Source organism: uncultured Bradyrhizobium sp. (genome assembly GCF_964252615.1).
GTDB lineage: Bacteria > Pseudomonadota > Alphaproteobacteria > Rhizobiales > Xanthobacteraceae > Bradyrhizobium.
Genome location: NZ_CAXUNQ010000015.1, coordinates 1 through 21,827, shown reverse-complemented (window position 1 = coordinate 21,827; position 21,827 = coordinate 1). Strand labels below are relative to the sequence as shown.

Below are 21,827 nucleotides of genomic sequence, written 5' to 3'. Positions count from 1 at the left end.
GCTGAAACCGCCATGGGGACAACCGGTTAGCCCGTCTCTATTGAATTCTGACCACAACTGTGTCCGCGGCACCCGTGGCATCCTGCACGGTCAGCCGGACGAAGCCCGCACCGGGCGGGTCGATCAACCGCTGGCGGCGGCCGTCGATTTCGCCTACCGCCACCCCGTTTACCAGCATTGTCATCGGCAGCACCCCGCCGGCAACCTTAACCGGCAGTGCCGACAATTGCTTCTGATCGGCATTTCCGGCATCGATCCGGGAGCCGTTTAACGGAAACTGGATGCGCGGCGCCTGCTCGCCGCCGGCTCGCACCAGTTCACCGGGCGGGCGAAACCGCCGCAGCGGCAGCGGCAGTTTTGCGTTGCTCGCTATCAGCGTACCGCGCGGTGCTCTGGGTAACGGCGCCGGCAGCTTTCCAGTCCGCGCAAAGGTGTCGAACAGGATCGGCGCGGCGGCGGTACGGCCGACCAGCCCCGGCACCGGCGCGCCATCGGGGCGGCCAACCCAGACGCCGATGGTGATGCGGCCGTCGAAGCCCACCGACCAGGCGTCACGATAGCCGTAGGAGGTGCCGGTCTTGAATGCGATCCGGTTGTGCGCGGCATTTTCCGGCGGCGGCGTGCCCATCAGCACGTTGCCGACCTGCCAGGCCGCGACCTGATCCATCAGGCGCAGCGGCTCGCGCACGTCGTCCTTCCCGACGATCTCGCGGAGCGGCCTGACGCTGCCGAGCCGCGCGATGCCGGAATAAAGCTGCACCAGATCGGTCAGGCTGACGCCGACGCCGCCGAGGCCCATCGCCAGTCCCGGAACCTCGTCCTTGGGCAGCACCAGATTGGCGCCGGCCTGCTTCAATCGGGACGACAGACGGCTGGCGCCTACCCGGTCCAGCAGTTCGATCGCTGGCACGTTGAGCGAAAGTTGCAGCGCCTTGCGCACCGGCACCGTGCCCTGAAAGGTCATGTCGAAATTTTCCGGAGCGTAAGAGCCGAACCGGATCGGCCGGTCGTCGATCAAGCTTTCCGGATGCACAAAACCGTCCTCGAAAGCGAGGCCATAGATGAACGGTTTCAAGGTCGAGCCGGGCGAGCGCACGGCGCGGGTCATATCCACCTGCCCGGCGCGCCGCTGGTCGAAATAGTCCGATGATCCGACATGGGCCAGCACATCGCCGCTCTCGTTATCCAGCGCCAGTATCGCGATCGAAATATCCGGGCCCAATGCCGGTGCGCGGTCGCGCGCCAGCGCTTCGAGAACTTTCTGCAGGCTGGAATCCAGCGTCAGCGCGATGACCGGTGCATCCTTTACATTGGCGACGGCCTGATCGGCGGAATGCGGCGCCAGCACCGGCATCGGCATGCGCAGCCGCGGCACCGCCACCGCCTTTGCTTGCCCGGCATCGCCGGACGAAACCTGTCCCGCTTCCACCATGCGGTCGAGCACCCGGTCACGCGCCGAAGTGGCTGTCGCCGGATAGCGATCCAGACGGCGGGTCTCCGGCGATTGCGGCAATGCCACCAGCAACGCGGATTCGGCCAGTGACAGCCGCTTCGGTTCCTTGCCGAAATACGCGATCGAGGCGGCGCGAACGCCTTCGAGGTTGCCGCCGAAAGGCGCCAACGCGAGATACAGGTCCAGTATCTCGTTTTTGCTCAAGCGCTGTTCGATTTCCACCGCGCGGACCATCTGACGCAGTTTTGCGGTAATGGAGCGTTCGCGGCGCGGCTCCATCAGCCGCGCCAGCTGCATGGTGATGGTCGAGCCGCCGGAGACGACCTGGCCGCGGGTCAGCCATTGCAGCGCTGCGCGGCTGAGCGCCAGCGGATCGACGCCGGCGTGAGAGCGGAAGCGCCGGTCCTCGTAGGCCAGCAGCAGTTTTAGATAACCTGGGTCGACGCCGGTCCGCGCATCGATCGGCAGCCGCCAGCGGCCGTCCGCCATCGCGTAGGCACGCAGCAGCTTGCCGTTGCGGTCGACGACGCTGGTGGAAACGTGTTGGGCGGGCGCCAATGGCAACGGTCCGAGGGACCAAACCCACGCACCAAATGCGCTCATGCCCGCAATGCAAACGACGGCCAGCACTCTGACGAACGCCCTGACGCGGCGCCGCCGACCACCAGCTCCGTCATGGCCGGGCTTGTCCCGGCCATCCACGCCTTTACTGCCAGCCCATGCACTCATTTCGCCGCACGCACCTCGACAGTGCCGGTGCCGGTGCGGCCATAGCGGGAAGGATTGTACATGTCCTCGACATAGGCCTGTGGCAGTACGTATTTCCCCGGCGACACGGCGCGCACCACATAGGCCACCGTGAACACCGCCTTGTCATCGCTGCCGCGGTCGATTGCGGCGGTAAAACGGTCATCGCGGAATTCGGTGTTTTCCGGCTCCTCGCCATCCTCGATCCAATCCAGCGTGCCGCTGTCGCCCGATGATACAAGGTGGGGGTTGTCGATCTCGAAACCCGCCGGGAGATAATCGGACACCATGATGTGGCCGTATTCCGGCTTGGCCTCGGTGATCTTCAGGACCACGGCGAAGCGGTCGTTCTGTTTTGCTTTGGTCGGATCGGCCGGCTTGCCGCCGAGCGTGAAATAGCTCCGCTCGATCCTGAAGCCGTTCGAGGCCGCGGGTTCCGGCGTGACCGGCGCCCCGCTCACCGACACCACGGCCTGCACCGGCGTGTCGCCGGTGTTGGTGATCCTGATCGGCTGGCCGGCCATGTCGGCCGCCTTGTAGCTGCGGTAGAGCGCGGTCTTGACCGGGCTGCCGTTGACGTCGAGCGCCAGCGCTTCCTTGGACAACGCCCGCGACGCCAGCACCAGCCAGGCGTTTTCCTGGGTCGAGGTATAGGGCGTCAGGCCACGTGCCGCTTCGACCCGCTGCACGGCTTGCGTGAGGGTTGCGCTCGGCGCATTGCCCTCGCTGCCCAGCGAAACAAGGGCCGCGGCGTCGCGCAAGGCTGAGCCGTAGTCGACCCGCCCGAATTCCAGCACGGGTTTTGGTGCGAGGCTTTCCAGCGCCGCGGCATAGACCTGCTCCGCCCGGCCGCGGTCGCCGACCAGCGCTAATGCCGCCGCCAGTTGGGACTTGGCGATCGGGGTAGCGAGGTTGCTCAGCTTGGTATCGGCGAGATAACGCAGGTCGCCGACCGGCGCAGTGCCGTTTCGGGCCAGCACGTAAAGCCCATAGGCCAGGTTCCGGCCGCCATCCTTCTCCGGCTCGTCGGCGTTGACGACGGAGTTGCGGATTCGGTCGAGTGCGTTACGAAACAGCACGTCGGGGACCGTAAACCCCTTTTCGCGGGCGCGGGTCAGAAAGTCGGTGACATAAGCGTCGAGCCAGGCGTCGTCGCCCCCCGCCGACCACAGCCCGAAGGAGCCGTTGGAGCCCTGCCGCGCCAGCAACTTGTCGATGGCGTCCCGGATGCGCTGGTCGACCGCCGTGTCCATCGCCAGATGCGCGCCGGCGGCCAGATCGTTGACATAAAGCAGCGGCATCGCGCGGCTGGTGATCTGCTCGGAGCAGCCATAGGGATAGCGATCGAGCGCTTTCAGGATGGTCGCGGCGTCCAGCGCCGTCGACAGGCTGACCGACAGCGACACGCCGCCGGTGCCCGCCACCAGATCGGAGAACATATCCGATGTCAGCGTCAGGCTCTCGCCTTTGGCCAGCGTGCGGATCGAACGGCGTGCAAGGATCTGCGTCGCGGCCTTGACGTCCAGCGCATAGTGCCGTGCCAGCGTCAGGCCGTTCGGTCCCTTGATATCGACATCGAGCTGCGCGGTGCCGGCACCGCCGGAAGCATCAAGCGCCAGCGCCATCGAGCTACGCTGCTTGGCAGCCAGTTTTACCGTGGTAGCGGAATTGCCGGTCATCTTCACCGGACCTGAGGTCTTGACGTTGATGGTGTAGTCGCCGGCGGCGCCTTCGACGTTGTCGAGGTCAAAACTCATCGTGCCCCTGTCGCCATTGAGCAGAAACCGCGGCAGCGTCGCCGTCAGCACCACGGGATCGCGCACCGTGACGTCGGTGTTGGCGTGGCCGAGTTTCGTGGCAGTCCAGGCCACCGCCATCACCCGCGCGGTACCGGCGAATTCCGGAATGTCGAACGAGATTTCCGCCGAGCCGTCGGCGGCTACCGTGACAATGCCGGAATAGAGCGCCAGCGGTTTTTGCGTCGGCGGACTGCCCTGCAGTTCGGCGCCTGCGGAATCGCCCCCGGTCTTGATCTGGCCGCGGGTGCCCTGCATGCCGTCGATCAACTGCCCGTAGAGATCGCGGATTTCGGAAGTCATGCGGCGCTGGCCGAGATAATAATCGTCCGGCGCCGGCGGCTTGTAATTGGTCAAATTGAGAATGCCGACATCGACTGCGGCAACGACAATTTTTGCATCCTCGCCGGGGCTGAGCCCGCCCAGCTTGACCGGAAGTTTCAGCGCGGTGTTGGGCCGCACCAGCGCCGGCGGCGAAATCGCGACGGAGAGCGAGCGGGCTTTCTTGTCAATGCCGAACCATTTCAGGCCGATGGCGCGGCCGGGCATCCGCAGTGCCGCGGCATCCAGCGGGCGGCGCAACGTCGTCACCACATAGGCCCCGGTACCCCAGTCCTTGCCGACGGGTATCCTGACCTGAGAGGTGCCTTCCTTGACGTCCGCGCTATGGGTGGTGAGCAGCCGGTCGCCGAGTACGTTGACGGTCAGCTTGCCGGCCGAGCGCGCATTCACCGACACCACCATGGTGTCGCCGGACTGGTATTCGGGCTTGTCGATGGAGGTTTCCAGCAGGTCGGGCGTGTCGGCGCTGCCGTCGGAATACCAGCCGACGTCGAATTGCACCGACGTGAGCGGCCCATCGGTTTCGGCCGTCTTGACATCGAGCCGGTAGCGGCCGGGCTGCGCCGATAGCGTGATGCGCGATGGCTTATCGGCGGCAACGGCCAGATCGCCATCGGCGACACGCGAGGTGGATTTCACCGGCTCGTATTCCCATGACGAACTCTGGCGGTACCATTGATAGCGGGATTCCAGCTTCAGCAGTTCATAGCGCAGGCCGTCGCGGGCCGATGGCCTGCCGTCCGGCGCGAGGAACACGATGTCGAAATCGGCCTTATCGCCCTCCGCCACGCTCTTGTCGCCGAACAGCGGCTTGACGCCGATCATGGGAGCCGCGGGGGCGACCGGCAGCACGATCTTGCGCTCGACCGCGCGACCGCCGGCTTCCGCCATGCGGATGAAGATTTGCGCTTCCTGCGGACGGGTCGAGGATGGCGGCTTTGCGAGGCCAACCGGAAAGGTGGCGACGCCATTGGCATCGGCTTCCGGGAGATTTTCGATCGGCGTGCGCTCGTTGCTGGTGGTTTCCTCGTCGGCGACGCCGAACTGATAGCCCGTAAAGCCGGGACAACTCAACGCAGGCGCGACCAGCACGTCGCCTTCAAGCTGAAGACCGGCCGCCGGCGCGCCATAAAGGAAGCGTCCTTCCACTTTAAGTTCTACCTGAGCTTCAGGTTTTATCTGTTTGTCTTTGCTTGTGACTTCGAATTCGATACGATCCGGAATGTAATCTTCAACCATGAAAGTGGTCTCGCCGACCGACGAGCCCTTGGGGTCGATGAAAGCGCGCGCCCGCCACGTTCCCGTCGGCACCGCGGAGTTGAGCGGCAAGGTCAGGCTGCGTCCGCCGGCACCCTGGTCGGGCAGCACCGCGCGGCGAAACTCGACCCCGTCGGGCCGCTCGACCACCAGCGTCAGCGGCCCTCCGGCCACGGCATTGCCCTGCCCGTCGCGCAACAATGCGGTAAGATATACCGTCTCGCCGGAGCGATAAACGCCTCGCTCGGCATAGACGAACGCGTCGGCGCCGGCCGGCACTGTGCGGCCGGCGACGCCGCGATCGGTAAGGTCGAAGGCGCTGGATTTAAGGCTGAGAAAGGCGTAATCGGTTTTCTCGCCGGATACCGTCAGCAGCGCCGGCGACAGGCCGCCCTCGCCCCGCGCGAGCCCTGCCTCGAACAATGCATGGCCGGCCTCATCGGTCTTGCGGGCGGCCAGAATCTCGTTGTTGCGCGCCACCAGCCGCACCTCCGCCCTGGCAACGGCATCGGTCGACGCCAGCGAATTGACGAAGACATGGATGCCGTCATTGCCCGAAAACGCGGTGAGCCCGAGGTCGGAAACGATGAACCATTGCGTCGCCAGCGAGCCGGAATCCTCGTCTTTCGCCGAACCAGGTCCCTTGGCGATAGCGGTCATCACATAGGCGCCGGGTTGCAGGTCGCCCAGCGCCTGGTCGACCGGGAATGCCGTGGTGACGTCCTGGTTGAGCGTGGTCGCGGTGGCCAGGTCGCCGGACCAGACTTTCACGCCGCGCTCATTGCCGAGGTCGGACAATTGGTAGCTCGACAGCGTTTTCTGAAAATCGCTGTCGATCACGGTGTTGAGCAGGGTGCGGGCGCCGATCCGGAATACCTGCACCGATACCGCCGGCGTATTGACGCTGACCAGCGGGATGCCGCGCTGGCCGGCGCGCGGCAGCACGTAGGCACGCCCGGTGAAGCGCACGAACGGCTTGCGGTCGCGGACGTAGATATTGAACTCGGCCGACTTCGACAGGCTCTCCTTGACGGTTGATAGCAGGCCGGCGCGCAGATTGACGGTGTAGCGCTCGCCATGCTTAAGGCCTTCGACGCAGAGCTGCTTTTCCTCCGACGACAGCGCCGGCCTGTCGCTGCCCGCCAGCGCCAGGAATGGCGAGAAGTCGGTGCGCTTGGCCAAATCCTCGGAAAACTGGAAGCAGGCGCGCGGCGAGGCGGAATCCGAATCCACCGTGTAATCCAGCAGGCGGAAACCGTGGTCGTCGCGCAGTTTCTCATATTGGCTGCGGACGTCGGCGGTTTCCCTGAGGTCGAGCGACAGCCGGAGCGTATCCAAAGCCGGGCGCCAAAGCTTGCGGTCGGACATCGCGCGGCCCAGCACGGCAAGGGCTTCGGCCTCCTCCCCGGCGGTGCCGGCGCGCTGATAGGCGATGTAGGCGGCGGTGGAAGCGCGTTCGAGCAGAAAGGTCTGTTCGCTGGAGGTGACGGAGCGGATCTGGAAGATGGTTTTAGCCAGCCGTAGCCAATTGCCGCTATCCTCGGGCGCGACCGCGGCGATCTGCCCGATGATCTGCAGCCCGGCCCGGGTATCCCCCCGCTTGAAAGCAACGTCGGCATCGGTTCTCAAGCTTGCCGCCGGCTTGGCGAGCGGACCGGCTTCGCTCTTGATCTGGGCTTCCAGCTTGACCGCTGAATCGGCCAGATCGTCGCGTTTGAAGGCCTTATCCGCCGCCTGTGCCGAAACCAGGCCAAGCGCCAGCGTGGCGCAAAGCGTTGCGGCGCGAACCAAACCGATCATGATGGACTCCTAAGGAAGCGGACAAATGCCGCCTGATGAACAAAAATGCGCGAAAAGGTGACGGACTGATGGCTGACGAACGGAAGCGCGAAAAAGCCGCAGACGCCATAGCCGTGACCGTCCAGCCCACCCGCCGTCCGGCGGCGGCGGCGCATTGTTAGCATTGAGGCGAGCGGCACGCCGGCCCGCCGCTCAAGGGTTGTCGCGCGCGGGCGCAAAATGGTTCGGATCAGGCTGGCAGGAAGGCGGATTTTTCTTATTGGCGGTGCTAATAGGAGCCCGTCGGTCCCATAGCTCAACTGGATAGAGTAACGGATTTCTACTCCGTGGGTTGCAGGTTCGAATCCTGCTGGGATCGCCACCTGTCGGGGGCCCCGACCTATTTCCGACCCAGCGCCTCGCGCTCCGCAACGAGCTTGTCGAGTTCGGCGGCCTGCTGGGCGATGCGGTCGGCCGTCCGCTCTTCGTTTTGACCGCCGGACGCGGCTGCTGCCTGCTCGACCAGTTGGCGGATATTCCCGCGCAAGACCGCGATGCGGTCGTCCAGTTCGGCCAGCGAAAGGTGACTCGACATCGGCCCGGCTCCAGGTTGATTGCGCTTTGCCGCCCGAGCTTACCGCCGGCCCCGGGGACTTCCTACGGAAAAACTCTCTTTCTTCAGGCGTGCCGCCCTTCGATCTGTCTGCGCCGACCGATGAAACAATCCTCGAAACAATTCTCCCGGCCCACGAAACCATTTTCGCTTCCCGACGCAATCATCCTGAAACCGTGGCGGGAGCAATGTCCGGCTCAAGGATACGCCGAAAAGGCGACCGGGGAGAGCTCATATGAACCATTCCATTTACAGTGCAGACCGATCGACTCATCTCAAGATCGTTGTTGTCGCGCTTGTGGCCGGCATCGCGGTGGCGGGATTTGGTATCTCGGCACGGACCACGTCGGACGGCAGCACCACCCAGGCGACGCATGTCATCAAGGCCGGCAAGCCTGTCGCGGTCACCAGTTCCGACGCTTCTGTCGTTCGCTAGGGGTTCGCGCCATGTCGACGAACACCGACCGGGCCGGAAATACCGGTCTCGACCCGGCCTTTTGGTCGATCGCCGCAGCACTCAGCGTCGCGATCGTCTACGTTGCGTGCCTGACCTGACTTGTCGGATCGCGCTTGGCTGAGGCAGGCGACCGCGGGTTAAGCGTTCGGAACCGTAGGCACATTCCGTGATGCCGTTCGTCCATTAACGGTTGGAGACGGCCTGACGCCAAATGCGACGCGAATCGCTCCATCGACCTTAAAATTTAAGGCTTATTGTCCCACGTAGTGTGAATACGGGGGATCCTCCACGCCGTGTTGCCGTAAATCATCAGTCTGATTTCGATTTCCGGAAGCAGCCGGAATCCTTTTGACTGTGCGGCCTCGCATGCGGTTTCTGTCCCCCCGAGGGCTGGTAAGGACAGTTGCAATGATCGAAATGGTTACGGTGTTTTTCGGCTTCATCAGCGCCAGCATTTTTCTCGCGCATGCCTACGAAGGTTACCGTTCGCGACCGCTGTTGCAAAAGGATTGATTCCGAAAGCTTTAATCAATTTGGTCCAGCATCGCGATCGGCAGGTGCACCATGCGTAACAATGACTTCGTGGCCGAAGGATTCCTGGCGATAACCGCAGCCGGCTTGATGCTGCTTTGCTCAAGCTTGCTCGCCTTCGCTTTCAGCTGAGTCCCCACGCTTAATCCTCCTTCCAGAACGGCTTCGATCCGGCTTGCCATTCCAGCAGCAGGATGCGCTTGCGCGGACGGGTCCGCGACGTCGAACGCTTGGCGGAGGTGAAGGGAAATGACGGCTGACGATAAACCATCGGCTTCCGAATGGAGCCTTCTGGATTTCGCAAGGCAGGTAGCCGGGTTGCCCAAGGCGGCGGCTCCGAATCCGCCGGCCCCGGCGCCGGCGGTTGACGCCGCGCCAGTCGTTGGCGCCACGCCGGCAAATGCGCCGCAGCCGCGGACCGAAGCCGCCGCGCCGCGTGCACAGCAAGAAAAGCAGCCCCGGACGCCGGACGACATTGCCGAGATGATCATGGCAACCTTGCGCGCAATCGACGGGTGCCCGGAGCGCGGTTTCGTCGTCACGGTCTATGGTTCGAATCCATGGAATGCGATGCTCACGATCCGGCCGGAGGCGGGACGGATCACGGACCGGGCGCTATGGCGCACCCGCGTGCAGGAAATCGGTGCCCGGCTGCGGAAGCAATACGACCTGATCGATCGCTAGCGCGAACAGGGCCGGCACGTTCCGAGGAACGCCGGACCCCTCTTCCGTTTGTCAGGCCCGCGTCGTAGCATCCCGGCAGCGGCGGTGCATAGGCGCGATACCCGCTCGACAACGAACATGCGCCACGGGGAAAACGCCATGTTCGAGATACTCGATCGACGCACGAGTCTGACCGGCAACCAGATCAAGATCCTCGCCGCGGCAATCATCGGCGATGCGCTCGAATTCTTCGACTACTTCCTGATCGGCTTTGTGCTCGCCTTCCTGATCGGGCCGTGGAAACTCACCTTCGGCGAGTCCGCCGTCGTGCTGATGAGTTCCGGCATCGGCGCCACCATCGGCGCCTATGTCTGGGGCTGGCTCGCCGACCGCATCGGCCGCCGCAAGGTCTTTACCGGCACCGTGCTGAATTTCTCCATCGCCACCGGCCTGCTCTATTTCACCCCGGATAACGGCTGGATCTATCTGTCGATCCTGCGCTTCTTCGTCGGCGTCGGCGTCGGCGGGCTGTATTGCGTGGACCTGCCGCTGGTGCAGGAGTTCATGCCCTCCTCCAAGCGCGGCTGGGTGGGCGGCCTTGTCACCTGCGTCATCCCGCTCGGCGTCGGCCTCGGCGCGGTAATGGGCGCCGTCATGGGCTCCGACCAGTGGCGGCTATTGTTCGCAATCGGTGTGCTGCCGGCGCTGCTGGTGCTTCTTGTCCGGCTCTGGGTGCCGGAATCGCCGCGCTGGCTGTGCCGCCAGGGGCGCTACGAGGAGGCCCGCAAATCGCTGGCTTGGGCGCTGCAGATGGAGCCCTCCGCGCTACCGCTGCCGACCACCGCGGACGCCGGCCCGATCATCAAGAGCAACTGGCTCGATCTGTTCAAATATCCGCGCAGCCTGATCGTTTCCTGGCTCGGCAATGCCGGAGCCCAGACCGGCGTCTACGGCATCACATTGTGGGCGCCGTCGCTTTTCGTGCTGCTGCTCAAGGTGACGCCACAGCAAGCTGCTAAGATGATGATCCTGCTCACCGTCTGCGGCTTCATCGGCCGGCTCTCCTTCTCGTTTTTCTCGGACTGGATGGGACGACGCAACGCAGGCGGCCTGCTCGGGTTCGGCGCCGGCGTCATGACCATCGTTGCAGGCTATAATTACGATGCGATGCTGTTCGGGATGTCGGCATTCTGGCTGCTGCTGGCCGTGACCTTCTTCTTCGCCGACGGGGGTTTTGCCATCGTCGGTCCATATGCGGCGGAAGTCTGGCCCTCGCACCTTCGAACCTCCGGCATGGGTTCGGCCTATGGCTTCGGCGGTATCGGCAAGATCATCGGGCCGGTGGGCCTCGCATTGATCGTCGGTTCCGGCAATTATCTCAAGCCCGACGTGCCGTTGACACAGATTCCGACCGCGTTCGTCTATTTGGGCTGCTGGTTTTTGATGGCCGGAGCGGTGTATTATTTCCTCGGAATCGAGACCAGGGGCAAATCGATCGAGCAGATCGACAAGGAACTGGCCGTCACCGCCTGATTTATACCTCACCGTCAACGAGGATCGCCTTGGACCCAATGACCGCCAGTTCTGCCGAGCTTTCGGGCGACCGGAGCGTGATCATGCGGGCGGAAGCCGTTCGTCCGGCGGTCGCTGCGGCTTCGGACGAGATCGAGGACACCCGGCGCCTGCCGCCGGCCTTGCTCGACAAGCTACACGAGGCAGGGCTGTTCCGCCTGCTGCTGCCGCGCTCGTCGGATGGGATCGAAACCGATCCCATCACCTTTTTCCACGTTATCGAATCCATCGCCCGGGCCGACGCTTCGACCGCCTGGTGCCTGAGCCAGGCCGGCGGCTGCGCCATGTCGGCGGCCTATCTCGACCTGCCGGTGGCGCGCGCGATCTTCGGCAACGACCCGCGCGCGGTGCTTGCCTGGGGGCCGGGTCCCAAGGTCAAGGCGATCGAATGCGAAGGCGGCTACAGGGTCACCGGCGTGTGGGCCTTCGCCTCGGGCGGCCGGCACGCGACCTGGCTCGGCGCCCATTGCCCGATCTACCGGACCGACGGCTCGCCCAAACTCGACGCCGACGGCAACCAGCTGGAGCGCACCATGCTAGTCCGCTCCAAGGATGTGGCATGGACCGACATTTGGAACACGGTCGGCCTGCGCGGCACCGCCAGCGATCAGTTCGCGCTGGAAGACTTCTTCGTGCGCGCCGACCATTCGATCACCCGCGACTTCGACAAGGAGTGCCGCGAGAACGGCCCGCTCTACCGCATGGGCAACGGCACCTGCTACCAGGTCGGCTTTGCCGGCGTCGCCTGCGGCATCGCCCGCAGCGCGCTCGATGGCTTTGTCGAGGTGGCGCGCAACAAGGTGCCCCGCGGCGCCAGCAGGACATTGCGCGACAACGCGGCGGTGCAGACCAACCTCGCTGTCGCCGAGGTCAATCTTCGCGCCGCGCGGACGTATCTGCTGCAGTCGATGGCCGACATCTGGAAGGATCTTTCCGCCGGCGCCATGATTACCGTCAAGCAGCGCATCACCATTCGCATGGCGTCGACGCACGCCATCCACAAGGCGCGCGAGGCGGTCGACTTCGCCTGGAATGCCGCCGGCGCCACCGCGATCTTCGAGAATCACCCGCTGGAACGCCGCTTCCGCGACATCCATACCGTGACCCAGCAGTTGCAGGGCCAGCTCCGGCATTTTGAAACCGTCGGCGCCTGGATGATGGGTGCCGAGGCCGACCTTACCTTCGTCTGAAAACAAAAAGGAAAATCCCATGCCGCTCGGCGGATTGCAGCATTACACCATCGAACCCTCCGATCTAGAGCGCACCAAGGAGTTTTATTGCGACGTGCTGGGTCTGGAAAACGGCGAGCGTCCGCCGCTCGACTTCCCCGGCTACTGGCTCTATTCCGGCGGCACCGCCACCGTACATCTGATGGGCACCCGAAAGCCGCGCGAAGGTATCGTGGTGCGCGGCACTGAAAAGAAATATGAAGACACCGGCCGCCTCGACCACATCGCCTTCGCCGCTACCGATGCTGATGCCGTACGCAAGCGCCTGCAGGAAAGGAACGTGAAATTCCGCGAGAGCATCGTGCCGCGCACCGGCGACACGCAGTTTTTCCTATACGATCCTGATGGCGTCGGCGTGGAGCTGAACTTCCCGAAGGCTTGAACCTCGCTCCACCCGATCAGACGCCAGTCTCAGCCCTTTACGTCGAGCAATTCGACGTCGAACATCAGCGTCGCATTCGGCGGGATTACTCCGCCGGCGCCCCTGGCGCCGTAGCCGAGCTGGGGCGGAATGATCAGCGTGCGCTTGCCACCCACCTTCATGGTCGCAACCCCTTCGTCCCAGCCGGCGATGACCTTGCGTTGACCGATCGGGAATTGAAACGGCTCGTTGCGGTCGACCGAGGAATCGAACTTCTTGCCCTTGACGCCGTTCTCATAAAGCCAGCCGGTGTAGTGCATGACGCAGGTCTGGCCCGGTTTCGGGGTCGCACCGGTGCCGACCTTGCTGTCTGATATCTGCAAGCCTGAAGCTGTGGTCATCGGTTTTCCTGCGGTCTGGGCCGTTGCCATGTGAAACGGTGCGGTTAGGACGAAGGCGGTCAATGAAAATGCGGCCAGCGCGCTGGCACGTCGGGCAGTCGGCATCTTTTCTCCTTGTTGCAAACATTTGCTTGAGGTGTCTTTCTCAGGCTCCGCGGCCAGATACAAGCATTGTCTTTGCGCGTATGATCGAAGCGGCAGGCGAGCCCTTCGGCGCGGGAACCCACTCGCCACTCGGTCATATATCCTGCATGAAAAACGGCCTTTATTCGATTCATATCCAGATGCTCGACGGGGTAAAGGGCCGCGCCAGCGGCGTTCTGGTATTTCGCGATGGGACGATCCTCGGCGGCGATCCGTATTTCTGGTCGGCCGGCTCCTATACGGTCGGAGAAGGCACCTGGAAGGGCGAGATCGTTACAAACCAGCACACACCTTATCATGAAAGCGACGCCCGGCCGGTATTCGGCGGCCGCGAGGTTTCAACCGGCTTCTCCGGGACCTTCAAGGACGACACGGCGGAGGTATTCGGCACCTCGCTGGTCGGCAGCCGCAGCGTCAGTTTTCGCGCGACATTGCGCCGGCTAGCCGATAATTAGACGTGATCCGCAGCTCCTCAAAACACGAAAGCAGCAAGGCCCATTTAGATGAGTGGATTCAAAGAACCGAGTTTCGCAGACCGTCAGAAAGCGGCGCAGGAAGCCCGAAAAAATATCTTGAACAAGTTTCGCGCGCAGCCGGGTGCCGACGATCCCGCTGTGAAGCAGCGCCAGGCCGAGCGTGCGGCTCACGCGGCCGCGCGCACCAAGGCAAGGCTCGCACGCGAGGCCGAGAAAGCCGCGAAGATCGCCGAGGAAACGCGATTGGCGGAAGAAGCGGCGGCGGCCGCCGCGCGTGAAAAGGAAGAAGCCGCGGCCCGCGAAGCAGCGCTGGAAGCCGAGCGCAAGGCGGCCCGCGACGCGCGCTACGCGGCGCGAAAGAAAAAGCGGAAGTAAAGCCTGCATTGATCTGGTATCTCCGGCGCGATGCAGCGCGCCGTCTTGCAACGAGCCGTAGCGGGTCGAAGGCGCGCCCTGAGCGCGCTTATGGCCCTGCGCTGCCCCCGGAACACGCTTAACGTCTTCTGTAGGAGTGGCGAGACGGCGCCGGTGCTGCGTTCAGGAACGCATGAAATAATCGACGCGTTGACGTGTTGGTGAACGGGGTGGAGATTGAGCTGCATTCCGGATCCGGAGCGTGTGCAGTGCAGCAACATGGCGCGCCTGCCCGGATCGCCTCAAACTATCAGACGAGAGAAAATACGCCGTTTATCAGGCTAACATGCCGCATCGACATCATCCGCCTTCCCGATAGAAAGCCCGAGGGAGAAATTCATGATTACACGCCGACACGCCATCGCATCCGCGCTCGCCGCCCCTGCCATCTTGAGATTCGGAACCGGAACGGCGCATGCCGCGACAACCTTGAAAATCTCCCACCAGTTTCCGGGCGGCACGATTGATAAGGGCGACTTCCGCGACCGGCTATGCCGGATGTTCGCCGCCGAGATCGGAAAACGCAGCGGCGGCGAGCTGGCTGCCGAAATCTACCCGAACTCCTCGTTGATCAAGACCAACGCGCAATTCTCCGCGATGCGCAAGGGCGCGCTCGACGTCAGCCTATATCCCCTCACCTACGCCGGCGGAGAACTGCCGGAAACCAACATCGGCCTGATGCCCGGACTGGTCCCGACCTACGACCAGGGCCTGAAATGGAAGACCCAGCCGATCGGCAAGGCACTGACCGATTTCCTCGCCGACAAGGGCATCATCATCCTCACCTGGGTATGGCAGGCGGGCGGCGTCGCCAGCCGATCCAAGCCCATCGTGGCGCCGGAAGATGCGAAGGGCCTCAAAGTCCGGGGCGGTTCGCGCGAGATGGACATGGTGCTGCAGAGCGCGGGCGCCGCCGTGCTATCGCTGCCCTCGAACGAACTGTATGCGGCGATGCAGACCGGCGCCTGTGACGCGTGCCTCACGTCCTCCACCAGTCTGATCTCCTTCCGGCTCGAGGAAGTGGCAAAATCGCTGACCTCGGGCGCGGGAGCCTCCTACTGGTTCATGTTCGAGCCGCTGCTGATGTCCAAGGCGATCTTCGACAAGCTGCCGAAAAACCAGCAGGACGTCATTGTCGCCGTCGGCGCCGAGATGGAAGCCTTCGGCAAGAAGGGCGCGCAGGACGACGACGTCGAGGTCGCCAAAGTCTATGAGAAGGCCGGCGCCAAGGTGAGCCCGCTGGATCAGGCGACGGTCAACAAGTGGCGCGACATCGCCCGCGACACCGCCTGGAAGGATTACGCCGGCAAGAGCGCGGCAGCCGCCAACCTCCTGAAACTCGCGACCGACGTCTCCGCATGATGCATGGTCCGCTTCCGGATCAGGCTGAAACGTCGACCGCCGTCGCGGACCATGGGTTCGTGGCGGCGCTCCAGCGAGCGCTCGCCTTTTGCAACTACATCATTGTCATCCTCGCCGCGGTCGCGCTGGTCGCGGCGAGCACTATTTTGAGTTACAGCGTGCTCGGCCGCGCGCTGTTTCACAGCCCGAACTACTGGCAGGACGAGGCGGCGGTGTTTCTGCTGGTCGGCGCCACCTTCATGACCGCCGCCTATGTGCAGGACCAGCGCGGCCACATCGGCATCGAGGCGTTCATCGGACTGCTGTCACCGCTGGTCAATCGCGTCCGGCTCTGGCTGGTGGATCTCGCCAGCCTGTTGTTCTGCGCGTTCTTCGCCTGGAAATCCTGGACGCTCGCGCATGAAGCCTGGGTCGATGGCCAGGTTTCGAACTCGATGTGGTCGCCGCCGCTTGCGATTCCTTACGTTTTGATGGCGTCCGGTATGACGCTGCTGTGCGTGCAGATTTTGTTGCAGCTGATGATCCCGTTGGGCACCGCGCGCCGATGACCGTATTTGGAATCGGCATCAGCTACGGTATCGCGACCCTCCTGGTGATGTTCTCCGGGATGCCGATCGCGTTCGCGCTGGGCGCGGTCGCGGTGGTATTCATGGCGATCTACATGCCGGCGGCCTCGCTCGATACCGTGACGCAAAACGTCTATGAGGAAATGGCATCGATCACGCTGCTGTCGATCCCGCTGTTCATCCTCAAGGGCGCCGCGATCGGCAAGTCCCGCGCCGGCCAGGACCTTTACTCGGCGCTGCATGCCTGGCTGCATCGGGTGCCCGGCGGGCTTGGCGTCGCCAACGTATTTGCCTGCGCGCTGTTTGCCGCGATGGCTGGATCCTCGCCCGCCACCTGCTCGGCGATCGGCTCCGCCGGCATTCCCGAAATGCGCAAGCGCGGCTATTCCGGCGGTTTTGCCGCGGGTATCATCGCCGCCGGCGGCACGCTCGGCATCCTGCTGCCGCCGTCGATCACCATGATCCTGTTCGCGGTCGCTGCGGAAAAATCCCTCGGGCGCCTGTTTCTTGCCGGCATCGGCCCAGGACTGCTGCTGGTCACGCTGTTTGGGGTCTACGCCGTCATCCGGTTTCGCATAGAATATGCGGCAGCCGCCGCGCTCTACGCCAGGACCGGGGAAACCTCGGCGATTCTGACGCGCGATGATTTCACCATGTCCGAACGGTTCAACGTGCTGCCGCGCGTGCTGCCGTTCGTTATCCTTCTGACCGGAGTGATGGTCGCGCTTTACGGCGGTTACGCCACGCCGTCGGAAACCGCAGGGTTGGGCGGCCTGCTGGCGCTGGTGCTGATCGCGGCGATCTACAGCGTGTGGAAGCCGTCCGACCTTGGGCCGATCATGAAATCGACCATCCGCGACTCCACCATGCTGATGATGATCATCGGCATGTCGCTGCTCTATTCCTACGTCATGAGCTACCTGCACATCTCGCAATCGGTCGCCGAATCGATCGTCGCGATGCACCTGCCGCGCTGGGAGCTGCTGTTCGCCATCCTGGTGATGGTCGTGGTGCTCGGGTTCTTCCTTCCCCCCGTGTCGATCATCCTGATGACCGCGCCGATCATCCTGCCGCCGCTGCGCGCCGCCGGCTTCGACATCATCTGGTTCGGCATCGTGATGACCATCGTGATGGAAATGGGGCTGATCCATCCGCCGGTTGGATTGAATATCTTCGTCATCCGCAATGTCGCGCCGGACATCCCGCTGATCGAGGTGATCTGGGGCACGCTGCCGTTCGTGCTTTTGATGATGGCGGCGGTGGTGCTGTTGTGCTTCGCGCCGCAGATCGCGACCTGGCTGCCGGATCTGGTGATGGGGCCGGATGGGGGAAGATAGCTGATCGTCTTCGTAGGGTGGCAAGGCGCGCCGTTGCCCGCCCTACGACCTCTTCGCATTGATCGCCGCGGCCACGCGGCTGACCGGGGCGCGCCCGATCAGTTTGCCCATCTCATTGGTTGCTGCCACCAGCTTCGACATCTCGACCCCGGTGGCGACGCCCTCGCCCTCCAGCATGTACACCACATCCTCCGTCGCGACATTGCCGGTCGCACCCGGCGCGTAGGGACAGCCGCCGAGGCCTCCGGCCGCCGAATCGATCACGCGCGCGCCCTCCTCCATCCCGGCATAGAGATTGGCCAGCGCCTGGCCGTAAGTGTCGTGGAAATGCATGGCCAGACGCGCCATCGGCACCGAGCCGGCTACCGCGCGCAAAAGCCGCCGTGCCTTCAGCGGCGTGCCGACGCCGATGGTGTCGCCGAGCGAGATTTCGTAACAGCCGAGGTCCCAGAGCACCTGGGCGACGTCGACCACAGCCTGCGGCTTCACCTCGCCATCGAAAGGGCAGCCGAGCACGCAGGAGACATAGCCGCGCACCTTGACGGCGTCGGCCCTGGCGCGCGCGATCACCGGCTTGAAGCGTTCGATGGATTCGGCGACCGAGCAATTGATGTTGGCGCGCGAAAAACCCTCCGACGCCGAGGCGAATACCGCCACCACTTTTGCGCCAGCCGCGATCGCCGCGTCATAGCCTTTTTCGTTCGGCACCAGCACGTGAAATTCGCCGCCGACGCCGCCGAGGCCGCCGAGCACCTGGTCCGAATTCACCATCTGCGGAATCGCTTTCGGCGATACGAACGCGCCGACTTCGACGGTGTGAAGGCCGGCCGCGACCAGCGCCTTGATGAAGGCGATGCGCGCGCCGGCGTCTACCGCGGTTTTCTCGTTCTGCAGGCCGTCGCGTGGACCGACCTCGACGATGTGTACCTGATCGCTCATGCCAGCCTCATTATTTCGTCATGGCCGGGCTTGTCGCGGCCATGGCGACGAATTCTATATTGCCGGCTCGATCTCCGCGAGTTCGACGCCTTCCTGGACGATGTCGCCGACCTTGCATTTTATCGCTTTCAGCACGCCGGCGAACGGCGCGCGCAGGGTCTGTTCCATCTTCATGACCTCCAGCGTCAGAATCGGCGCACCCTTCTCCAGCGTCGCGCCTACCTCGGCCAACAGGGCGACGACGGTGCCGGGCAATGGCGCCACGATCTTGTCCTCGCCCACCTGCTCCTCATCATCGCCGCCGAACGGATCGATCCAATGCAGATCGAAGCGGCCGTTGCGGGTTCGCAGATAGAGTTCGTGCCCCTCGATCTCGGTTACGGCGCCGGATGTCATCCCGTCGAGGGTCAGGTCAAATCCGCCGCCGTCACGGGGCGGCATGGAAATCATCAGCTCGCGGGTGCGATCGCCGAGCGTCACGGTCAATGACGCACTCCGGTTATCGTAAAGCAGGGTCACCATATGCTCCCCGCCCTGCCCATGCCGGAACGAAAACACCCGTTGCCTGCGTCCAACCGGCATCCAGCCGAACGTGTGCCACGGCGAGTGTGCTTCAGCCTGCGCGGTCCGCCGCTCGTCCCGCAGGATGCCTGCAACGGCGGCGCAAAGCTCGAGATCGCCGGGAGGCAATGCTTCCGGCGTCAGATACTTCAATTCCCGTTCGATGAAACCGGTATCGATGGCGTTGGCGCGCACGTCCGGATGCGTTACCAGCGCTGAGAGGAATGGAATGTTGGTGACGATGCCGCGAACGTCGGTTTCCTCCAGCCCGCGATTGAGCCTGTCGATCGCAGCAGCGCGCGTCGGCGCCCACGCGATCACTTTGGCCAGCATTGCGTCGTAGTGCGGCGACACGGTATCGCCCGTGCGATAACCGGCATCGATCCGCAAACCGTTGGTCTGATCCGGCGTCCGCCAGAGGCGGATGCGACCGACCGAGGGCATGAAATTCTTGTGCGGGTTTTCCGCGTAGACCCGCGCCTCGATCGCGCAGCCATTCAGCCTGATCTCGTCCTGGGCGAGCGGCAGCTTCTCGCCGAACGCGACCCGCAACTGCCATTCGACCAGATCGATGCCGGTGATCAGCTCGGTCACGGGATGTTCGACCTGCAGCCGCGTGTTCATTTCGATGAAAAAGACATCCCTGCCGTCGGAGACGAATTCGATGGTGCCCGCGCCGACGTAATTCACCGCGGCGGCGGCCTTGCGCGCGGCGGCGCAGACCGCATCCCGCTGCGCGGGGTCAAGGGTCGGCGACGGCGCTTCCTCGATCACCTTCTGGTGCCGCCGCTGCAGCGTGCATTCGCGTTCGAACAGCGACAGCAGATTGCCGTGGCTGTCGCCGATTACTTGCACCTCGATATGACGCGGATTGTCGACATACTTCTCGATCAGCATGCGGTCGTCGCCGAACGCAGCCTTGGCCTCGCGCTTGGCGCTGACGACGGCCGCCGCAAGTTCGCCGGCCGACCGCACGATCCGCATGCCGCGCCCGCCACCACCCGCGGACGCCTTGACCAGAATCGGAAAGCCGATTTTATCGGCAGCCTGCGCCAGCGTCGCCTCGTCCTGGGCCTCGCCGTGAAAGCCGGGCACCAGCGGTACGCCGGCCTTTTCCATCAGCATCTTGGAGCCGGATTTCGAGCCCATCGCCGTCATCATCGCAGCCGTCGGGCCGACGAACACCAGTCCCGCATCGGCGCAGGCCTGCGCGAAATCGGCATTCTCCGATAAAAATCCGTAGCCTGGATGCACGGCCTCGGCGCCGCTTTTTTGCGCGGCTTCGATGACGCGCCCGATATTGAGATAGCTGTCGCGCGCCCGCGCCGGACCGAGCAGCACGGCCTCGTCGGCCATGGCGACGTGCAGTGCGTCGCGGTCGGCCTCCGAATAGACCGCGACGGTGCGCAGGCCCATGGCTCTCGCGGTACGGATCACGCGGGTTGCGATCTCGCCGCGATTGGCGATCAGCAGGGTGCGGAATCGCCGATACAATGCAGACGCCATGGTCACATCCTGAACAGGCCGAAACGGGTCGGCTCGATCGGCGCGTTGGCCGACGCCGAAAGCCCCAAGCCCAGCACCAGCCGCGTATCGGCGGGATCGATCACGCCGTCATCCCATAACCGGGCGGTGGCATAGTAGGGATGGCCCTGCTTTTCGAACTGCGCCCGGGTCGGCGCGCGGAACTGGTTCTCTTCTTCCACCGACCATGTGCCGCCGTTGGCCTCGATATTGTCGCGGCGCAACTGGCTCAGCACCATCGCCGCCTGTTCGCCGCCCATGACCGAGATACGCGCGTTCGGCCACATCCACAGGAAGCGCGGCGAGTAGGCGCGGCCGCACATGCCGTAATTGCCTGCGCCGTAGGAGCCGCCGATCACCACGGTGAATTTCGGCACGCTTGCTGTTGCGACCGCGGTCACCAGCTTGGCACCGTCGCGCGCGATGCCGCCCGCCTCGTATTTCTTGCCGACCATGAATCCGGTGATGTTCTGCAGGAACACCAGCGGAATACTGCGCTGGCAGCACAGCTCGATAAAATGCGCGCCCTTGAGCGCGCTTTCGCTGAACAGGATTCCATTGTTGGCAATGATGCCGACCGGGAAACCCCAGATATGGGCAAAACCGCAGATCAGCGTCTGGCCGTAAAGCTTCTTGAATTCGTCGAACTCCGAGCCGTCGACCAGCCGCGCGATGATGTCATGGACGTCGAACGGCTTGCGTCCGTCGGCGGAAACCACGCCGTAGATTTCTTCCGGCGCGAACAGCGGTTCGCGCGGCTTGCGCATGTTCAATGCGGCGCGCGCCGGCTGCCTGAGCGTGGCGACGATTTTTCGCGCGATCCCGATCGCATGGCCGTCGTTCTGCGCATAGTGGTCGGTAACGCCGGATTGCCGCGAATGCACGTCGGCGCCGCCCAGTTCTTCGGCAGTGACGACCTCGCCGGTGGCGGCCTTCACCAGCGGCGGCCCGCCGAGAAAAATCGTGCCTTGATTGCGCACGATGATGTTCTCGTCCGACATCGCCGGAACATAGGCCCCGCCCGCGGTGCAGGAGCCCATCACGATGGCGATCTGCGGGATGCCCTGCGCCGACATTTGCGCCTGATTATAGAAGATGCGGCCGAAGTGCCGTTCGTCCGGGAAAATCTCGTCCTGCTGCGGCAGGAACGCGCCGCCGGAATCGACCATGTAGATGCACGGCAGGTTGTTCTGCCGGGCGATATCCTGGGCGCGAAGATGCTTCTTCACCGTCATCGGGTGGTAGGTGCCGCCCTTGATCGTCGCGTCGTGCAACCAGGTCGCCCACGGGTCCGACCAGCCCT

Annotated in this window: 18 protein-coding genes and 1 tRNA gene; 11 read left to right on the top strand and 8 right to left on the bottom strand. The window is 64.0% G+C overall.

The genetic code is table 11. The features are described 5' to 3' along the window. Positions 1-37: 37 nt before the first annotated feature. Both pbpC and ACFE72_RS10520 read right to left on the bottom strand, forming a co-directional pair. Positions 38-2,056 carry a penicillin-binding protein 1C gene (pbpC, locus tag ACFE72_RS10525; RefSeq protein WP_375413032.1) on the bottom strand — a complete coding sequence of 673 codons (2,019 nt, stop codon included), beginning with the start codon at positions 2,054-2,056 and terminating at the stop codon, positions 38-40. Between the two features lie 122 nt (positions 2,057-2,178). Continuing rightward, the gene (locus tag ACFE72_RS10520) at positions 2,179-7,395 is read right to left on the bottom strand and encodes an alpha-2-macroglobulin (RefSeq protein ID WP_375413031.1); all 5,217 of its coding nucleotides are present in this window, start codon (positions 7,393-7,395) and stop codon (positions 2,179-2,181) included. A 284-nt stretch (positions 7,396-7,679) separates the two neighbouring features. Between ACFE72_RS10520 and ACFE72_RS10515 the strand changes: the two genes are divergently transcribed. Next, a tRNA-Arg gene (locus ACFE72_RS10515) sits at positions 7,680-7,756 on the top strand. An 18-nt stretch (positions 7,757-7,774) separates the two neighbouring features. Here ACFE72_RS10515 and ACFE72_RS10510 read toward each other — a convergent pair. Next, positions 7,775-7,969: a hypothetical protein gene (locus ACFE72_RS10510; RefSeq protein WP_375413030.1), complete on the bottom strand. Its 195-nt coding sequence runs from the start codon at positions 7,967-7,969 to the stop codon at positions 7,775-7,777. A 253-nt stretch (positions 7,970-8,222) separates the two neighbouring features. On the opposite strand from ACFE72_RS10510, the gene ACFE72_RS10505 reads away from it, so the two are divergent. Next, positions 8,223-8,423 carry a hypothetical protein gene (locus ACFE72_RS10505; protein ID WP_375413029.1) on the top strand — a complete coding sequence of 67 codons (201 nt, stop codon included), beginning with the start codon at positions 8,223-8,225 and terminating at the stop codon, positions 8,421-8,423. Between the two features lie 545 nt (positions 8,424-8,968). On the opposite strand, the gene ACFE72_RS10500 is transcribed toward ACFE72_RS10505, so the two are convergent. Continuing rightward, entirely contained in the window at positions 8,969-9,466 is a 498-nt protein-coding gene (locus tag ACFE72_RS10500; protein ID WP_375413028.1) for a hypothetical protein, read from the bottom strand. Between ACFE72_RS10500 and ACFE72_RS10495 the strand changes: the two genes are divergently transcribed. The 4 genes from ACFE72_RS10495 (at position 9,465) to ACFE72_RS10480 (ending at position 12,821) form a co-directional block, all read left to right on the top strand. Then, a complete protein-coding gene (locus ACFE72_RS10495) occupies positions 9,465-9,659 on the top strand; it encodes a hypothetical protein (RefSeq protein WP_375413027.1) in 195 nt (64 codons plus the stop codon). The two genes, ACFE72_RS10500 and ACFE72_RS10495, sit on opposite strands and share 2 nt — an antisense overlap. Positions 9,660-9,797: 138 nt before the next feature. Then, positions 9,798-11,171: an MFS transporter gene (locus ACFE72_RS10490; protein ID WP_375413026.1), complete on the top strand. Its 1,374-nt coding sequence runs from the start codon at positions 9,798-9,800 to the stop codon at positions 11,169-11,171. A 38-nt stretch (positions 11,172-11,209) separates the two neighbouring features. Beyond that, a complete protein-coding gene (locus tag ACFE72_RS10485; protein ID WP_375413025.1) occupies positions 11,210-12,400 on the top strand; it encodes an acyl-CoA dehydrogenase family protein in 1,191 nt (396 codons plus the stop codon). 19 nt (positions 12,401-12,419) lie between these two features. Further along, the gene (locus ACFE72_RS10480) at positions 12,420-12,821 is read left to right on the top strand and encodes a VOC family protein (protein WP_375413024.1); all 402 of its coding nucleotides are present in this window, start codon (positions 12,420-12,422) and stop codon (positions 12,819-12,821) included. Positions 12,822-12,850: 29 nt separating this feature from the next. Here the strand turns inward: ACFE72_RS10480 and ACFE72_RS10475 are convergent, their stop codons facing one another. Beyond that, positions 12,851-13,306 (bottom strand): FKBP-type peptidyl-prolyl cis-trans isomerase, encoded by a 456-nt coding sequence (locus ACFE72_RS10475; RefSeq protein WP_375413023.1) that lies wholly within the window; start codon positions 13,304-13,306, stop codon positions 12,851-12,853. 146 nt (positions 13,307-13,452) lie between these two features. On the opposite strand from ACFE72_RS10475, the gene ACFE72_RS10470 reads away from it, so the two are divergent. The 5 genes from ACFE72_RS10470 (at position 13,453) to ACFE72_RS10450 (ending at position 17,500) form a co-directional block, all read left to right on the top strand. After that, entirely contained in the window at positions 13,453-13,800 is a 348-nt protein-coding gene (locus ACFE72_RS10470) for a GrlR family regulatory protein (RefSeq protein ID WP_375413022.1), read from the top strand. Positions 13,801-13,848: 48 nt separating this feature from the next. Continuing rightward, positions 13,849-14,196 (top strand): DUF6481 family protein, encoded by a 348-nt coding sequence (locus ACFE72_RS10465; RefSeq protein ID WP_375413021.1) that lies wholly within the window; start codon positions 13,849-13,851, stop codon positions 14,194-14,196. A gap of 378 nt (positions 14,197-14,574) precedes the next feature. Further along, positions 14,575-15,597: a TRAP transporter substrate-binding protein DctP gene (gene dctP, locus ACFE72_RS10460; RefSeq protein WP_375413020.1), complete on the top strand. Its 1,023-nt coding sequence runs from the start codon at positions 14,575-14,577 to the stop codon at positions 15,595-15,597. Next, positions 15,594-16,145, top strand: a complete 552-nt coding sequence (locus tag ACFE72_RS10455) for a TRAP transporter small permease (RefSeq protein ID WP_375413019.1) — start codon at positions 15,594-15,596, stop codon at positions 16,143-16,145. Before dctP ends, ACFE72_RS10455 begins: the two co-directional genes overlap by 4 nt. After that, on the top strand, positions 16,142-17,500 hold the full coding sequence (locus ACFE72_RS10450; protein WP_375413018.1) for a TRAP transporter large permease: 1,359 nt from the start codon (positions 16,142-16,144) through the stop codon (positions 17,498-17,500). Before ACFE72_RS10455 ends, ACFE72_RS10450 begins: the two co-directional genes overlap by 4 nt. 42 nt (positions 17,501-17,542) lie before the next feature. Here the strand turns inward: ACFE72_RS10450 and ACFE72_RS10445 are convergent, their stop codons facing one another. The 3 genes from ACFE72_RS10445 to ACFE72_RS10435 form a co-directional block, all read right to left on the bottom strand. Further along, positions 17,543-18,439 carry a hydroxymethylglutaryl-CoA lyase gene (locus ACFE72_RS10445; protein WP_375413017.1) on the bottom strand — a complete coding sequence of 299 codons (897 nt, stop codon included), beginning with the start codon at positions 18,437-18,439 and terminating at the stop codon, positions 17,543-17,545. Positions 18,440-18,493: 54 nt separating this feature from the next. Next, positions 18,494-20,506 (bottom strand): acetyl/propionyl/methylcrotonyl-CoA carboxylase subunit alpha, encoded by a 2,013-nt coding sequence (locus ACFE72_RS10440; protein WP_375413016.1) that lies wholly within the window; start codon positions 20,504-20,506, stop codon positions 18,494-18,496. Positions 20,507-20,508: 2 nt separating this feature from the next. After that, positions 20,509-21,827, bottom strand: a 1,319-nt coding sequence (locus ACFE72_RS10435; protein ID WP_375413015.1) for a carboxyl transferase domain-containing protein, incomplete at its 5' end; no start/stop codon positions are given.

Excerpts from the sequence above, each read along its gene's own strand:
- pbpC (WP_375413032.1), bottom strand. The coding sequence starts at position 2,056 with ATGAGCGCATTTGGTGCGTGGGTTTGGTCCCTCGGACCGTTGCCATTG.
- ACFE72_RS10520 (WP_375413031.1), bottom strand. The coding sequence starts at position 7,395 with ATGATCGGTTTGGTTCGCGCCGCAACGCTTTGCGCCACGCTGGCGCTT.
- ACFE72_RS10510 (WP_375413030.1), bottom strand. The coding sequence starts at position 7,969 with ATGTCGAGTCACCTTTCGCTGGCCGAACTGGACGACCGCATCGCGGTC.
- ACFE72_RS10505 (WP_375413029.1), top strand. The coding sequence starts at position 8,223 with ATGAACCATTCCATTTACAGTGCAGACCGATCGACTCATCTCAAGATC.
- ACFE72_RS10495 (WP_375413027.1), top strand. The coding sequence starts at position 9,465 with ATGGCAACCTTGCGCGCAATCGACGGGTGCCCGGAGCGCGGTTTCGTC.
- ACFE72_RS10500 (WP_375413028.1), bottom strand. The coding sequence starts at position 9,466 with ATGATCATCTCGGCAATGTCGTCCGGCGTCCGGGGCTGCTTTTCTTGC.
- ACFE72_RS10490 (WP_375413026.1), top strand. The coding sequence starts at position 9,798 with ATGTTCGAGATACTCGATCGACGCACGAGTCTGACCGGCAACCAGATC.
- ACFE72_RS10485 (WP_375413025.1), top strand. The coding sequence starts at position 11,210 with ATGACCGCCAGTTCTGCCGAGCTTTCGGGCGACCGGAGCGTGATCATG.
- ACFE72_RS10480 (WP_375413024.1), top strand. The coding sequence starts at position 12,420 with ATGCCGCTCGGCGGATTGCAGCATTACACCATCGAACCCTCCGATCTA.
- ACFE72_RS10475 (WP_375413023.1), bottom strand. The coding sequence starts at position 13,306 with ATGCCGACTGCCCGACGTGCCAGCGCGCTGGCCGCATTTTCATTGACC.
- ACFE72_RS10470 (WP_375413022.1), top strand. The coding sequence starts at position 13,453 with ATGAAAAACGGCCTTTATTCGATTCATATCCAGATGCTCGACGGGGTA.
- ACFE72_RS10465 (WP_375413021.1), top strand. The coding sequence starts at position 13,849 with ATGAGTGGATTCAAAGAACCGAGTTTCGCAGACCGTCAGAAAGCGGCG.
- dctP (WP_375413020.1), top strand. The coding sequence starts at position 14,575 with ATGATTACACGCCGACACGCCATCGCATCCGCGCTCGCCGCCCCTGCC.
- ACFE72_RS10455 (WP_375413019.1), top strand. The coding sequence starts at position 15,594 with ATGATGCATGGTCCGCTTCCGGATCAGGCTGAAACGTCGACCGCCGTC.
- ACFE72_RS10450 (WP_375413018.1), top strand. The coding sequence starts at position 16,142 with ATGACCGTATTTGGAATCGGCATCAGCTACGGTATCGCGACCCTCCTG.
- ACFE72_RS10445 (WP_375413017.1), bottom strand. The coding sequence starts at position 18,439 with ATGAGCGATCAGGTACACATCGTCGAGGTCGGTCCACGCGACGGCCTG.
- ACFE72_RS10440 (WP_375413016.1), bottom strand. The coding sequence starts at position 20,506 with ATGGCGTCTGCATTGTATCGGCGATTCCGCACCCTGCTGATCGCCAAT.